The organism is Kribbella sp. NPDC051770, assembly GCF_040681455.1.
Taxonomy (GTDB): Bacteria; Actinomycetota; Actinomycetes; order Propionibacteriales; family Kribbellaceae; genus Kribbella.
Genome location: NZ_JBFAYT010000003.1, coordinates 238,450 through 252,651 on the forward strand (window position 1 = coordinate 238,450; position 14,202 = coordinate 252,651).

Sequence of the window (14,202 nt, forward strand, 5' to 3'; positions counted from 1 at the left end):
GCGAGCGGCGGCAGACGCGACGAGGAAGGCACAGGCGTGACCTCAGGAGAACGAACAGGCGACCTCGACGAACCGACGACCGACCCGGCCGGGATCCGGCGGCGCTCGGTGATGCTGGGCGGCGCGGCGGCCGTCGGCGCGGTCGGGCTGGGCAGCCTGGCGAACACGGCGGCCGCGCAGGCCGCCACCGACGGCCGGCCGCACGGCATCACGAAGACCATCCGGGACCTCAAGCACGTGGTGATCCTGATGCTGGAGAACCGGTCGTTCGACCACTACTTCGGCATGATCCCCGGCGCCCGCGGGTTCGAGGACCGGCAGATGCTGCAGTACCCGGACGGCACCAACGTCTTCCAGCAGCCGGACCCGACCCGGCCGGAAGGCTACGTGCTGCCGTTCCGGATGGACTCGGCCCGGATGAACGCGCTCGGCGGCTGGGACCTCCCGCACGGCTGGCCCGACGGCCAGCGGGCCTGGAACAAGGGCGCGAACAACGGATGGGTGCAGGCGAAGTCCCCGCGCACGATGGGCTACTTCACCGAGGCCGAGATCCCGTGGGCCTACGCGGCGGCACAGGCGTGGACGGTCTGCGACCACTACCACTGCTCGATCTTCAGCGCGACGTACCCGAACCGGTACTACCTGATGTCGGGCACCATCGACCCGAGCGGCGGCAACGCACCGGGGCGCGGGTTCCAGTCGGCGTACAACAACAACGGCACCGGTTCGCCGTACACGTGGCCGAGCTTCGTCGAGCAGCTCGAGACCGCGGGCGCGTCCTGGAACGTCTACATCAGCCGGTCTCCGGGGACGAACTACGGGCTCAACATCCTGAACAAGTTCAAGGGCGTGCGGGACTGGTTCGCCTCCAGTGCGGACGTGCCGTTCGGCGCCACGACCGAGCCCGCGAAGACCGCCGCCGAGCGCGGCGGCTACCACTTCGATGCCAACGGCAAGCAGATCTTCCCGGAGCCGACGCCGCCGAACACCGACGACTTCGGGCCGGCGTACCTGAACGCCTACCTGCAGGACTTCATCACCGACTGCAAGCAGGACACCTTGCCGCTGGTGTCGTACCTGATCCCGCCGGACGCCTACCAGGAGCACCCGAGCGGCGGCGAGCGCGGCGGCTCGTACGTCAGTCGCGTCATCGAGGCGCTGGCGTCGAACCCGGACGTCTGGAACTCGACGCTGCTGATCGTCAACTTCGACGAGGCCGACGGCCTGTACGACCACGTGCTGCCGCCGGTCCCGGAGGCGGGCACGACGGACGAGTTCCTGCCGGCCTCCGGAGCCAACCCGGCCGGGCACATCGGCCCGGGTCCGCGCGTCCCGGCGCTGCTGATCTCGCCGTGGACCCGCGGCGGGCACTCGTACTCCGGCGTCATGGACCACACCTCGACGCAGCAGTTCATCGAGGACTGGCTGCTGCAGACTCAGGGGCTGAAGGTCCGGAACCCCAACATCACCGAGTGGCGCCGGAGCCTGCTGAACAACCTGGGCGGCGCGCTCGATTTCGCCAACCCCGACTTCTCGGTCCCGGCGCTGCCGAACCCGGCTCCGGAGCGCGACCGCTTCCACATGGACGCGACACTGCCGCCGATGGCGCCGCCGGCCGTCGAGCAGTCGATGCCGGTCCCGGTGACGTCGCAAGGTGGGGTGACGCCGAAGCCGGCGCCGTACCAGCAGCACGCCTTCGTCACCGTCCACCGCGGTGCCGGCAAGGTGGTCGCCACGCTGTCGAACGACGGCGGCCGGACGTCGACCGGCGTCTCGATGGCGGTCTACCCCGACGAGCACTTCCCGTTCGAGGCCACGCCGTACACGGTGCTGCCCGGCCGGCAGCGCACGCACGAGTGGGACACGACGGCCACCGACGGCCGCTACGCGTTCTCGATCTACGGGCCCGACCGGTTCGTCCGGACCTTCGCGGGCGCGGTGGTCGCGACGTCCGAGCGCGGCATTCCGGTGGTCGACGCGCACCTGGAGACCAAGGGGCCGAACCCGGTCCTCGGTCTGGTCCTGCGGAACGAAGGCAAGCACGAGTTGGTGTTCACGCTGACCCGCAACGACTACGAGGGCCGGCCCCGCACGGTCGCCGTACCGGCCAACAAGTCGCTGCGGATCGACTGGCCGACGGACCGTTACGGCTTCTACGACGTGATCATCACCGACGACAGCGAGACCGGCTTCAAGCATCGGTACGCCGGGCGCATCGCCGGGCACCGCTGAGGAAACCGAGACGATGGACAGCCTGGTCGGTGCCGCGCTGCAGTCGAGCGTGCTCGCCGCGATGACGACCGGACTGGCGACGACGGCTGACACCGTCACGCCGTCGTTCGAGACCCTGCCGAGCGGGGAGCCGATCACTTCCGGCTCGGCGGGGTCCCTCGTCAGCTATTCGATCCGCGACACGCTGATCGCGACGTGGGAGTTCCGCGTGCACCCGCGCGACCCGAGGGTGGTGCTGGGCATGCTCACCCCCGAGGTCTACGAGGAGCGCTACAACGGCTACCGCAACCTCGACGCGATCCACCGCCAGGTGCTCGACAACCTGTCCGGGACGCCGTGCACGCTACGGTCGAGCTTCACCGGCACCGGGGCTGTCGAGTGGGTGCCGTACTACGACTGGGCGCCGGACCTGACCAACCTGCACGCGACGAACTTGCAGCACGCCGTCGAACGCGTCCATCACGCTGCCCGGCTGCAAATCGTGTGGGCCGCCACGGATCTGCCGAGGCGGGTCCTTGAATTTGGTGGTGCCGGGAGCTGGCGGGACCTGATCACCAGCACCACTCCGGAATCCCTCTTCACCGGCCTGAACACGATCAACGAGCACCTCGGCCGCACGGTCTTCTCGACCCTCACGAGCTGGCACGGTGAGCGGGTGATTCTCTAGCCGTTGCGCCGCAGTACATCGAGCTCGCCACCCGGCGCATCGACGTCGAACCCGTGCTCCACCAGCCAACGGATCGCCGTGAGACTGCGCAGCGCCCACCAGCCCCGGATCACGTCCCGGTCGACGTCGTCGCCGTAGCCGGCGAGGAAGTCGTCGAGCCGCTCGGGGTGCACGAGCGTGACGCTGGCGACGTCGTACATCCCGTCACCCTGCCCCGCCTCGGACCAGTCGAGTACGCCGGTCACCCGGTCCCTGTCGACGAACACGTGCGCGACGTGCAGGTCCCCGTGCATGAACACCGGCTCCCACGGCCGCAACGCGGCCTCGGCGATCGCGCGGTTCCGCTCGATCAGCTCCGCCGGCAGCACACCGTTCGCCAGCAACCAGCCGCACTCCTCGTCGAGACTCACCGCCTTCGCGTCGATGCTCCGCCCCCGCCACCCCGGCAACGGCGCCTCGTGCAACCGCCGTACCGCCACCCCCGCCGCCCGCCAGGCCTCCACCGAAGCCGTCGAAGGCGACCCCAACCGCCCGAGCGGCACCCCCGCCACCCGCCCCAACGCCAACACCGGCGCCCGCCGCCACAACACCTCCGCCGTCGGCACCGGCGCCAACTCCATCGCCGCCACCTCGACATCGGTCCGCGCCTGATCCCCGTCAACCTTCAAGAACACGTCCCCGACCCGCAACGTCGCACACTCATGATGCGCCAGCACAACCTCGACGTCGTCCATCCGCGCAGTCTCACCAATCCCACCGGGCCTCACAACACGATTACCACCGCCGCGGGAGCCGGGGTTGCTGGCTGAGGTAGCTACCGACCGCTAGCTCCAGCGCGGGGTATCGGCCCCACAGGTCGGTGCGGCGGACGGAGATGATGTGCCAGCCGAGCGCGGCCAGCTCGTTGCGACGGCGTTCGTCGCGGGCTTCCTCTCGGGGGCGGGAGTGCCATTTGTCGCTGTCGTACTCGAGGCCTAAGCGGCGGCCGTCTTCCAGCGGCTCTGGGTAGGCGAGGTCGATGCGGTACTCGCGTTCGGGTCCTCGCACACGGGTCTGGAGGTTGAGGCGGCCGAAGCCGGCGTCGAGGAGGCGGAGGCGGAGCCAGGACTCGCCGGGGGACTCGGCTCGGCGGTCGGCGTAATACAGGATCTGGCGGGCCTGGAAGATGCCGGGGCGGCCCTCGTACGCCGTGGAGGCGGCACGGACGGCCCAGCGGTCGGCTTTGCCGGCGCGGAGCATCGCGTCGACGGCGGACAAGGCGAACGGGCGGGGGAGTTGCATCGCCAGCTCGACGGTGGTGGAGACCGGGCTGGTGACGCGGACTCCGGCGACTTCGACGGTGTCGTCGGAGTCGCGGGTCCACTGCAGGTTGACCTGCTCGGAGGGGCCGAGGGCGGTGGTCTCGATGCCGTGGATCCAGGCGGCGGTGCGGCCGCAGGCGATGGCGTCGGGTGGCACGAGGAGTGTGAACGCGGACGCGCGGAGCTCGGGGGAGTCGGGGACGCGGACGTCGACGTACACGCCTTTGAGGACCGCGCGGATCTCACCGGCGCCCAGCAGCCACCGCAGCTTGCTGCCGACCTGGCGCGCGGTGAACGGAATGCCGCAGAAGTAGAGCGGCGCTTCGTACGGGAGCATCCCCGCAGGATGACCGAAAGGCCTGTGGCCGTGCTTTCAGTTGTCCACAGGCAGGTGCCGCACCAGCTGGTACCGGCGCTCGACAGCGAGTGGTCGAGCGCCGGTACGACGTCAGCTGAAGTCCGACAGCGCGTTCTGGGCCTGCGTCAGCCACTCGCGCCGAGCCGCGATCGCCTCGCGGGCTTCCTTCGCCTTCCGCGCGTTGCCCTGGGAGTCATGCTTGGCCGCCTGCTTCTCCAGGTCCGTGATGAGGGACTGGAGCTGCTTGACCGTCGCCTCGGCGCGGGCTCGGGCCTCAGGGTTGCTGCGGGCCCAGACGTCGTCCTCGGCGGACTTGACGGCTTGTTCGACGGCGCGCAGGCGGGTGTCGATGGGGCGCATCGAGTCGCGGGGGACCTTGCCGATCTCGTCCCAGCGGTCGAGGAGGCCGCGGAGTTGGTCGCGGGCGGTCTTGGCGTCGGTGACGGGGAGGATCGCCTCGATCTCCAGCAGGAGGGCCTCCTTGGCCTGGAGGTTGGCCTGCTGCTCGACGTTCTCCTCGGCCTGTACGGCGTCCCGCGCACCGAAGAAGGTGTCCTGGGCGCTGCGGAAGCGGGCCCACAGCTTGTCGTCGACCTCGCGCGGGGCGGGGCCGGCGGCTTTCCACTGGCGCATCAGGTCGCGGAAGCGGCCCGACGTCGGGCCCCAGTCGGTCGACGAGGCGATCGCCTCGGCCTCGGCGGCCAGCCGCTCCTTGACCGTGGCGGCCTCGTCGCGCTTCGACGACAGCTCGGCGAAGTGCTGCTTGCGGTGCCGCGTGTACGTCGTCCGGGCCGACGAGAAGCGGTGCCACAGCTCGTCGTCGCTGGACTTGTCCAGCCGCGGCAGCGCCTTCCACTCGTCGAGCAGCTCGCGCAGGCGGGTGACGCCGTGCCGCCAGTCGGTGCCGGCGGCGATCGTCTCGGCCTCGGTGGCGATCTTGGTCTTGGCCTCGCGGGCCTCCTCGACCTTCGCCGCGCGCTCGGCCTTCTTCTTCTCGCGCTGCTGGGCGACCAGCGGGGTGAGGGCCTCGAGCCGGCTCAGCAGGCCGTCCAGGTCGCCGACCGCCTGGGCGTCGGTGATCGAGCTGGTCACCTTCTTCACCGCGGCGCGGGCGTCGTCGGGCGACACCGTCCCGGCCTGGACCCGCTTCTCCAGCAGGTCCACCTCGAAGGCCAGCGCGTCGTACCGGCGGGTGTAGAAGGCGAGGGCCTCCTCCGGGTTGGCGTCGGGCCACTGGCCGACCGCCCGCTCGCCGTCCTTGGTCCGGACGTACACCGTTCCGTCGTCTGCTACCCGGCCCCAGCTCTCCTCGGCCACAACTCGCCCCTTCCGGCGGTATGTACTGCGCTCGTGCCCATTCTGGTCGGCCCCTGGTCCAACTCGGTGCTCAGGGCCGCCCCGGGCGCGTCGGGAGCCTGTCCCGACAGCTATCACTGAACAATCACAAACTCCCCGCCCGGACGCAACGGTGTTGCGTCACAATCCGGTGCGAGATCGCGCCGCGGCGACCGGTAACCTTGGATGGTCCCGCACCCGTTCAGGAAGGTCAGTCGTGCTCATCGCCGGGTTCCCCGCCGGATCGTGGGGTACGAACTGCTACGTCGTCGCGACCGGCCAGGGCGCGGAGTGCATCGTGATCGACCCCGGTCAGGACGCCGCGAGCGGCGTCGACCAGGTGGTCCGGGAGAACAAGCTGAAGCCGGTCGCCGTACTGCTCACGCACGGTCACATCGACCACATGTTCTCGGTGCTCCCGGTCTGCGGCACGTACGACGCGACCGCCTGGATCCACGCCGACGACCGGCACCTGCTGAAGGACCCGATGGCCGGGATCAGCAAGGAGTCGGCCGCGCTGCTGCTCGGCGGCAACCACACCTTCGCCGAGCCCGACGACGTCGCGGAGCTGACCGACGGCCAGGGCCTCGAGCTCGCCGGCCTGCGGTTCACCGTCGACCACACCCCCGGGCACACCAAGGGCTCGGTCACCTTCACCACCCCGTACGACGGCCCCGAGGACGTCCCGGCGGTGCTGTTCTCCGGGGACGTGCTGTTCGCGGGCTCGATCGGCCGGACCGACCTGCCCGGCGGTGACCATCCCACGATGCTGCATACGCTGGCCACCAAGATCCTGCCGATGCGCGACGAGATCGTCGTCCTGCCGGGTCATGGTGGCCAGACCACCATCGGCCGGGAGAAGGCGACCAACCCCTACTTGCAGGACCTGGAGACATAGAGCAATGGCAAAGGTGACCCCGATCAGTGGGTTCCCCGAATTCCTTCCGTCGGACCGGATCGTCGAGCTGCAGTTCCTCGACACCATCCGGGAGACGTTCGAGCTGCACGGTTTCGCCTCGATCGAGACCCGCGCGGTGGAGCCGGTCGAGCGGCTGTCGAACCAGGGCGAGGACGCGGACAAGGAGATCTACGCCGTCCGGCGGCTCGGCGCGCCCGCGGACGAGAAGGTGGACCTCGGGCTGCACTTCGACCTGACGGTCCCGTTCGCGCGGTACGTGCTGGAGAACGGCGGCAAGCTGGCGTTCCCGTTCCGGCGCTACCAGATCCAGAAGGTCTGGCGCGGCGAGCGCCCGCAGGAGGGCCGGTACCGCGAGTTCACCCAGGCCGACATCGACATCGTCGGGGACGGCACGCTGCCGTTCCACTACGAGGTCGAGCTGCCGCTGGTGATCGCCGACGCGTTCAGCAAGCTGCCGATCCCGCCGTTCCGGATCCAGGTCAACAACCGGCAGATCCCCGAGGGGTTCTACCGCGGCCTGGGCATCGAGGACGTCACCGCGGTACTGCGGATCGTGGACAAGCTGGACAAGATCGGCCCGGACAAGGTGACCCAGCTGCTGACCGCGGCCGACGGTCCCGCGCTGGCGGCCGAGACGGCCAAGCAGGTGCTGCGCCTCGCGGAGATCTCGAGCACCGACACGGCGTTCGTCGAGCAGGTCCGGGCGCTCGGCGTCGAGCACGAGGTCCTCGACGAGGGGCTGGAGCGGCTCGCGGCGATCATGACGGCCGCCAACGAGCACGCCCCCGGCCTCCTGGTCGCCGATCTGAAGATCGCGCGCGGCCTGGACTACTACACCGGCACGGTCTACGAGACCCAGCTGATCGGCCACGAGTCCTACGGCTCGATCTGCTCGGGCGGCCGGTACGACTCGCTGGCCAGCGACGGCAGGACGACGTACCCCGGGGTCGGGATCTCGATCGGGGTGTCCCGGCTGATCGCCCGGCTGTTCAGCCAGGGCCTGGTCAAGGGCTCCCGCAGTACGCCGACCGCCGTCCTGATCGCGCTGAACACCGAGGACGAGCGCGCCGGGGCGATGCGGACCGCGGCGGCGCTGCGGCAGCGCGGCATCCCGGTCGAGGTGGCCCCGGCGGCGGCCAAGTTCGGCAAGCAGATCAAGTTCGCGGACCGCCGCGGGATCCCGTTCGTCTGGTTCAGCACCGACAACGGCCCCGAGGTGAAGGACATCCGCAGCGGCGAGCAGGTCGCGGCCGACCCGGCCACCTGGGCGCCGCCGCAGCACGACGTACGACCCGGCATCGAAACCCCTCAGGAGAACTCGTGATCCGTACCCATTCCGCCGGCTCGCTCCGAGCCGAGCACACCGGCCAGACCGTCACGCTGGCGGGCTGGGTGGCGCGGCGGCGCGATCACGGCGGTGTGGCGTTCATCGACCTGCGCGACTCCAGCGGCACCGTCCAGGTGGTCATCCGCGACGAGGACGCGGCGCACGGCCTGCGCTCGGAGTACTGCCTGAAGATCGTCGGCACCGTCGCGGCACGCCCCGAGGGCAACGCGAACGCCGACCTGCCGACCGGTGAGATCGAGATCATCACCGAGGAGATCGAGGTCCTGAACGAGGCCGCGCCGCTGCCGTTCCCGGTCGAGGAGCACCACGCGACGCCGGTGAACGAGGAGGTCCGGCTCAAGTACCGGTACCTCGACCTGCGCCGGCAGGGCCCGGGTGCCGCGCTGCGCCTGCGCAGCAAGGTGAACAAGGCCGCCCGCGACGTGCTGGCCAAGCACGACTTCGTCGAGATCGAGACGCCGACGCTGACCAAGTCGACGCCGGAGGGCGCTCGCGACTTCCTGGTCCCGGCGCGCCTGCAGCCGGGCTCCTGGTACGCGCTGCCGCAGTCGCCGCAGCTGTTCAAGCAGCTGCTGATGGTGGCCGGCATGGAGCGCTACTACCAGATCGCCCGCTGCTACCGCGACGAGGACTTCCGCGCCGACCGGCAGCCGGAGTTCACCCAGCTCGACGTCGAGATGAGCTTCGTCGACCAGGACGACGTCATCGCGCTGTCCGAGGAGATCCTGGTCGAGCTGTGGAAGCTCGCCGGGCACGAGGTGCAGACCCCGATCCAGCGGATGACGTACGCCGAGGCGATGGCCCGCTTCGGCTCCGACAAGCCCGACCTGCGGATGGGTCTGGAGCTGGTCGAGTGCACCGAGTACTTCAAGGACACCCCGTTCCGGGTCTTCCAGGCGCCGTACGTCGGTGCTGTGGTGATGCCCGGTGGCGCCGACCAGCCGCGCAAGCAGCTGGACGCGTGGCAGGACTGGGCCAAGCAGCGCGGCGCGCGCGGTCTCGCGTACGTGCTGGTCGGTCAGGACGGCGAGCTGGGCGGCCCGGTCGCCAAGAACCTGTCGGACCAGGAGCGCGCGGGCATCGCCGACCACGTCGGCGCGAAGCCGGGCGACTGCATCTTCTTCGCCGCCGGCCCGGTCAAGACCTCACGGGCGCTGCTCGGCGCGGCCCGGCTGGAGATCGGCCGCCGCGGCGGCCTGATCGACGAGTCGGCCTGGTCGTTCCTGTGGGTCGTCGACGCGCCACTGTTCGAGCCGGCCGACGACGCGACCGCGGCCGGTGACGTCGCGGTCGGTTCGGGCGCCTGGACGGCGGTGCACCACGCGTTCACCTCGCCGAAGCCGGACTCGCTGGCGACCTTCGACACCGACCCGGGCTCGGCGCTGGCCTACGCCTACGACATCGTCTGCAACGGCAACGAGATCGGTGGCGGGTCGATCCGTATCCACCGCGAGGACGTGCAGAAGCGGGTCTTCAAGGTGATGGGCCTGACCGACGAGGAGGCGACCGAGAAGTTCGGCTTCCTGCTCGACGCGTTCAAGTTCGGCGCCCCGCCGCACGGCGGCATCGCGTTCGGCTGGGACCGGATCACCGCGCTGCTGTCCGGCGCGGACTCGATCCGCGACGTGATCGCGTTCCCGAAGTCCGGCGGCGGCTACGACCCGCTGACCGCGGCGCCGGCCCCGATCACCCCGGAGCAGCGCAAGGAGGCCGGCGTGGACGCCAAGCCGGAGGAGAAGTCCGAGGCCAAGGGGTAGTTGCCTACTTGAGCAACGCCCTCCTGCGCGTGGGACGGTGACAACGCCGTACGAACCTGACACCAGGCTCGTACGGCGTTTCCCGTCCCTCCCGCCCCAGGAGACGCCATGCTCAAGCGAACTCTGTCCGCTGTCCTCGCCCTCGCCGGCCTCGGGCTCGCGCTGACCGCCACGCCCGCGCAGGCCGTCGGCTTCCGGACCACCGCGACCGCCCTCAACATCCGCTCCGACGCCTTCCTGTCCGCGTCGGTGGTCAAGGTGCTCGCCGGGCCGGTGAACGTCGACGTCGACTGCCAGAAGGCCGGCGACACCGTCACGGTCGCCGGCCGGCCCGCGACCCGGTGGTGGGCGCACCTGCCCGCGCACGACGGCTACGCGACCGTCGCGTACATCGACACTCCCGGCGACAAGCTGCCCGGCGTACCGGAGTGCGCGGTCAACCCGAACCCGCCGACCGGTGACGTGACGCTGGCCGACGTCCAGGCGATGTTCGGCAGCCGGATCGCCAACCCGTCGCTGGTGCAGACCGGGCTGCCGTCGCTGAACCAGGCGATGCGGGACGCGCAGATCAACACCCCGAGGCGCAAGGCGGCGTTCCTCGCGACGCTGGTGCACGAGTCGCGGCTGGAGTACAACATCCGCGAGATCGGCGACACCAGACTGTACGGCGGCCGCGGGTACATCCAGCTCACCGGCGACTTCAACTACGGCCCGGCCGGCCGCTACTTCGGCATCGACCTGCTCGGCAACCCCGAGTTGGCCCGCTCGCTGCAGTGGTCGGCACCGATCGCGCGCTGGTACTGGACCGTCGCCCGCAACATCAACCCGATGGCCGACGCGCTCAACATGGGCAAGGTGAACGCCGCGATCGGCTACCCGGCCGGCGCGGAGGACCAGCGACGCTGCGACTCGTTCAAGAACGCGCTGCGCTACCTGTCCGGGTCGGTGCCGTCGGGCGTGATCTGCACCCGCTCGAAGGCGTACGCCGGTGACACCAGCAAGCTCACCCGGGCGCAGTTCGACGCCCTCGGGCAGGCGCCGGGCACCGTCGGCTGAGCCTCCTGAAGCGCGGTGCCGTGGCAGCTACCGGCCACGGCACCGTGCGACGGGCATGGAAAGGGTTGAGTGTCGCCCAGCGTCGGGTGGAAAGTGACTACGTCGCCTCGTGGGGTAGACAACTTTTCACGACGCGACGCTCCGTCCGCCCTTCCCGCCCCGGGAGCACGTCATGCGCAGAATCCGTCATCTCCTCACCGCCGTCGTGGCGCTGACCGGCCTGACCGTCGCCGGCCTCGTCACCGCCACCCCCGCCCAGGCCGCGGTCTTCCAGACCTACGGCACCGGCGTCAACGTCCGGGCCGACGCCTTCCTGTCGTCGCCGGTCGTCCGCACGCTGCCCGGTCCCACCTCGATCGACGTCGACTGCCAGAAGCTCGGTGACCTGGTCACCGTCAGCGGCGGCTCCAGCCGCTGGTGGGCGCACGTGCCCGCGCTCGGCGGGTACGTCACGGTCGCGTACGTCGCGATCCCGCAGGACAAGCTGCCCGGAGTCGCCGAGTGCGGCGGCAACCCGAACCCGCCGACCGGCGACATCACGCTGGCCGACGTCCAGGCGATGTTCGGCAGCCGGATCGCCAACCCGTCGCTGGTGCAGACCGGCTTGCCGTCGCTCAACCAGGCGATGCGCGACGCACAGATCAACACGCCGTACCGCAAGGCCGCCTTCCTGGCCACGCTGGTTCACGAGTCGCGGCTGGAGTACAACATCCGCGAGATCGGCGACACCCGCCCGTACGGCGGCCGCGGCTACATCCAGCTGACCGGTGACTTCAACTACCGGCCCGCGGGCCAGTGGCTCGGCATCGACCTGATCGGCAACCCGGAGCTGGCCCGCGACATCCGCTACAGCGCCCAGATCGCGCGCTGGTACTGGACGGTGGCGCGCAACATCAACCCGTACGCCGACCAGCTGAAGATGGGCCGCGTCAACGCGGCGATCGGCTACCCGGCGGGTGCCGAGGACGGCCGCCGCTGCGCGAGCTTCCAGGCGGCGATCGCCTACCTCACCGGCCAGCCCGCGCCGGCGGTCAACTGCAGCCGCACCGGCAAGATGGCCGAGGACACGAGCCGGCTCACCCGAGCGCAGTTCGAGGCGATCGCGGGCGAGTAATCAACCAGGTGTGGTCTGGGGTCAGGTAGGTGACTGACCCCAGACCCGCCTCGGCGAGCATGGTCTCGAGCTCCTCGTCGGTGAAGTTCTGCACGACCACGCGCTGGGACCAGGTGTCGTCGCCGACGACGTGGGTCATCGTGGCGGCGTCGATGTCGCCCGGGAGGTGCTCGACGTCGGTGATCTCCAGCCGGTGGCCTGGGCGTTCCAGCACCGCTGGTTCCGCGAAGGATGCCCGGTCGTGGCGCTGCAGGACGACGACGCCGCCGTCCCGGACATGCTCGGCGCAAGTCGCCAGCAGGCGCTCGCGGGCCTTCGGGTCGGGGGCGTTGATCAGGAACGACATCATCAGCACGACGTCGAAGCGGCGGTCGAGGCGCAGGGTCTCGATCGGGCTGCAGACGGTCTCGGCGGAGACGTGCGCGAGCATGTCGGCGGACTCGTCGACCGCGACCACCTGGTGGCCGTGGGCCAGCAGCGGCCGGGTGATCCGGCCAGTGCCGCAGCCCAGTTCAAGAACTGTTCTGTGGTCACCGATTGCTCGGAGGACGATCTCGTCGTCCCCGTTCGGCTCGGCGTCGATGTACAGGGCGACCGGGCTCCCGTCCGGCGTGATCGCCCCCGGTCCCTCACCCCACTGGCCCGAACTGCTGCGGATCTCCATGACGGTCAGCATTCACCCACCCCCGACCCACCCGCCAGACTTTCGGCAACTCCCGAAACTCGGGTTAGCCTCAGCAGCATGACCTCGGTGCCGGCCGACCTGCTCCCGCACCTGCGCCGCGCCCGCGACGTTGCCGACCGCAACTACGCCGCCGCGCTCGACCTCGCCGCGCTGGCTGCCGCCGCGGGGGTCTCGAAGTACCACTTCCTGCGCTGTTTCGCCGCCGAGTACGGCGAGACGCCGATGCAGTACGTCACCCGGCGCCGGATCGAGCGCGCCACCGATCTGCTCCGGGCCACCAATCTGACCGTCACCGAGGTGTCCACGATGGTCGGGTACGCCGCGCTCGGCTCGTTCACGCGGCGGTTCACCGAGCTGGTCGGGGTCAGTCCGTCGGAGTACCAGCGCACGCAGACCGGCGCGCGCATCCCCGGCTGCTACGTCTTCATGCTCGGGCTCAGCTCCGCAATTCCGGCGAAGCCGGACGGGCGCCCGTCGCCGTACGGTCGAAGCACCGACGACAGCTGAGGAGCAACAGTGATCACCAACGTCCACCTGGTCACCGTCTACGTCAACGATCTCGACGAGGCGAAGGCGTTCTACACCGGCACGCTCGGCTTCGTGCTGCGCAACGACATCACGCTCAGCCCGGAGTTCCGCTGGGTGACGGTCTACCAGCGCGACCACCCGGAGCTCGAGTTGGCGCTGATGCTGCCCGGTCCGCCGATGGACGAGGAGTCGGCGGCGGCGATCCGCCGGATCATGGCCAAGGGCATGATGCACGGCGTCGGCATCGCCACCGACGACTGCCGCAAGACCTTCGACGAGCTGGTCGCGAAGGGCGTCGAGCACATCCAGGAACCGTCCCAGCGCCCGTACGGCGTAGAGGCGGTGCTGCGTGACAACTCCGGCAACTGGCTGGTCCTGGTCGAGCAGCACCCGTACGCCGCGGAGGACTTCGCCTGAGCGAGGTGGTTGGATCGGCCGGGTGGACATCTCGGTGGATCCGGCCGGCTCCGAGCCGCCGTACGAGCAGGTGAAGAAGCAGGTCGAGCAGCTGATCCGGAGCGGGGAGCTCGCGCAGGGGACGCGGCTGCCGACCGTCCGGCAGCTCGCGGGCGATCTCGGCCTGGCGGTGAACACGGTCGCCCGCGCGTACAAGGAGCTGGAGGCGGACCGCCTGGTCCGCACTGAGGGCCGGAACGGGACCTTCGTGCTCGCCGCGCGCAGCCAGGTCGACGACGAGGAGACCCGGACGGCGGCCGAGGCGTTCGCCCGGGCCGCCCGCCGGGCCGGGATCAGCCGCTCCGAAGCCGGCCGGATCCTCGACGAGGCCTGGTAGCTCGGAAACGATTCCAGATTCTCGCTCGACAACGTTGTCGAGCCCTGTACACCACGTAGCCGCGTTGTTACTGTCGCCCGCATTTGACAGCGATGTCAGCGACAGGAGA

Annotated in this window: 14 protein-coding genes; 10 read left to right on the forward strand and 4 right to left on the reverse strand. The window is 70.2% G+C overall.

The features are described 5' to 3' along the window. Positions 1–36 precede the first annotated feature (36 nt). Positions 37–2,232 carry an alkaline phosphatase family protein gene (locus AB0M01_RS12505; RefSeq protein ID WP_363668551.1) on the forward strand — a complete coding sequence of 732 codons (2,196 nt, stop codon included), beginning with the start codon at positions 37–39 and terminating at the stop codon, positions 2,230–2,232. A gap of 13 nt (positions 2,233–2,245) precedes the next feature. Further along, on the forward strand, positions 2,246–2,899 hold the full coding sequence (locus tag AB0M01_RS12510) for a hypothetical protein (protein ID WP_363668553.1): 654 nt from the start codon (positions 2,246–2,248) through the stop codon (positions 2,897–2,899). Here AB0M01_RS12510 and AB0M01_RS12515 read toward each other — a convergent pair. From AB0M01_RS12515 to AB0M01_RS12525, 3 genes are all read right to left on the reverse strand, one after another. Next, positions 2,896–3,633 (reverse strand): phosphotransferase, encoded by a 738-nt coding sequence (locus AB0M01_RS12515; RefSeq protein ID WP_363668555.1) that lies wholly within the window; start codon positions 3,631–3,633, stop codon positions 2,896–2,898. The two genes, AB0M01_RS12510 and AB0M01_RS12515, sit on opposite strands and share 4 nt — an antisense overlap. A gap of 40 nt (positions 3,634–3,673) precedes the next feature. After that, positions 3,674–4,537 (reverse strand): hypothetical protein, encoded by an 864-nt coding sequence (locus AB0M01_RS12520; protein WP_363668557.1) that lies wholly within the window; start codon positions 4,535–4,537, stop codon positions 3,674–3,676. Positions 4,538–4,648: 111 nt separating this feature from the next. Then, a complete protein-coding gene (locus AB0M01_RS12525; RefSeq protein ID WP_363668559.1) occupies positions 4,649–5,875 on the reverse strand; it encodes a DUF349 domain-containing protein in 1,227 nt (408 codons plus the stop codon). 235 nt (positions 5,876–6,110) lie between these two features. On the opposite strand from AB0M01_RS12525, the gene AB0M01_RS12530 reads away from it, so the two are divergent. From AB0M01_RS12530 to AB0M01_RS12550, 5 genes are all read left to right on the forward strand, one after another. After that, positions 6,111–6,791 carry an MBL fold metallo-hydrolase gene (locus tag AB0M01_RS12530; protein ID WP_363668562.1) on the forward strand — a complete coding sequence of 227 codons (681 nt, stop codon included), beginning with the start codon at positions 6,111–6,113 and terminating at the stop codon, positions 6,789–6,791. 4 nt (positions 6,792–6,795) lie between these two features. Next, a complete protein-coding gene (hisS, locus tag AB0M01_RS12535; RefSeq protein ID WP_363668564.1) occupies positions 6,796–8,136 on the forward strand; it encodes a histidine--tRNA ligase in 1,341 nt (446 codons plus the stop codon). Beyond that, positions 8,133–9,917: an aspartate--tRNA ligase gene (gene aspS, locus AB0M01_RS12540; RefSeq protein WP_363668567.1), complete on the forward strand. Its 1,785-nt coding sequence runs from the start codon at positions 8,133–8,135 to the stop codon at positions 9,915–9,917. The genes hisS and aspS overlap by 4 nt, the downstream gene beginning before the upstream one ends. 108 nt (positions 9,918–10,025) lie before the next feature. Next, positions 10,026–10,973, forward strand: a complete 948-nt coding sequence (locus AB0M01_RS12545; protein ID WP_363668569.1) for a glycoside hydrolase family 19 protein — start codon at positions 10,026–10,028, stop codon at positions 10,971–10,973. 172 nt (positions 10,974–11,145) lie between these two features. Further along, on the forward strand, positions 11,146–12,087 hold the full coding sequence (locus AB0M01_RS12550; protein WP_363668571.1) for a glycoside hydrolase family 19 protein: 942 nt from the start codon (positions 11,146–11,148) through the stop codon (positions 12,085–12,087). Here AB0M01_RS12550 and AB0M01_RS12555 read toward each other — a convergent pair. Further along, positions 12,050–12,751: a class I SAM-dependent methyltransferase gene (locus tag AB0M01_RS12555; RefSeq protein ID WP_363668573.1), complete on the reverse strand. Its 702-nt coding sequence runs from the start codon at positions 12,749–12,751 to the stop codon at positions 12,050–12,052. The genes AB0M01_RS12550 and AB0M01_RS12555 overlap by 38 nt on opposite strands. Positions 12,752–12,829: 78 nt before the next feature. On the opposite strand from AB0M01_RS12555, the gene AB0M01_RS12560 reads away from it, so the two are divergent. Genes AB0M01_RS12560 through AB0M01_RS12570 form a run of 3 tightly spaced genes read left to right on the forward strand, consistent with a single transcriptional unit; the run spans position 12,830 to position 14,093 of the window. Beyond that, a complete protein-coding gene (locus AB0M01_RS12560; RefSeq protein WP_363668574.1) occupies positions 12,830–13,279 on the forward strand; it encodes a helix-turn-helix transcriptional regulator in 450 nt (149 codons plus the stop codon). Between the two features lie 9 nt (positions 13,280–13,288). After that, positions 13,289–13,717 carry a VOC family protein gene (locus AB0M01_RS12565; protein WP_363668577.1) on the forward strand — a complete coding sequence of 143 codons (429 nt, stop codon included), beginning with the start codon at positions 13,289–13,291 and terminating at the stop codon, positions 13,715–13,717. 22 nt (positions 13,718–13,739) lie between these two features. After that, positions 13,740–14,093, forward strand: coding sequence for a GntR family transcriptional regulator (locus AB0M01_RS12570; protein ID WP_363668579.1), 354 nt, complete (start codon positions 13,740–13,742; stop codon positions 14,091–14,093). Positions 14,094–14,202 lie beyond the last annotated feature (109 nt).

Coding starts and splice junctions, on each gene's coding strand:
- AB0M01_RS12510 (WP_363668553.1), top strand. CDS start 2,246: ATGGACAGCCTGGTCGGTGCCGCGCTGCAGTCGAGCGTGCTCGCCGCG.
- AB0M01_RS12515 (WP_363668555.1), bottom strand. CDS start 3,633: ATGGACGACGTCGAGGTTGTGCTGGCGCATCATGAGTGTGCGACGTTG.
- AB0M01_RS12520 (WP_363668557.1), bottom strand. CDS start 4,537: ATGCTCCCGTACGAAGCGCCGCTCTACTTCTGCGGCATTCCGTTCACC.
- hisS (WP_363668564.1), top strand. CDS start 6,796: ATGGCAAAGGTGACCCCGATCAGTGGGTTCCCCGAATTCCTTCCGTCG.
- AB0M01_RS12545 (WP_363668569.1), top strand. CDS start 10,026: ATGCTCAAGCGAACTCTGTCCGCTGTCCTCGCCCTCGCCGGCCTCGGG.
- AB0M01_RS12550 (WP_363668571.1), top strand. CDS start 11,146: ATGCGCAGAATCCGTCATCTCCTCACCGCCGTCGTGGCGCTGACCGGC.
- AB0M01_RS12555 (WP_363668573.1), bottom strand. CDS start 12,751: ATGGAGATCCGCAGCAGTTCGGGCCAGTGGGGTGAGGGACCGGGGGCG.
- AB0M01_RS12560 (WP_363668574.1), top strand. CDS start 12,830: ATGACCTCGGTGCCGGCCGACCTGCTCCCGCACCTGCGCCGCGCCCGC.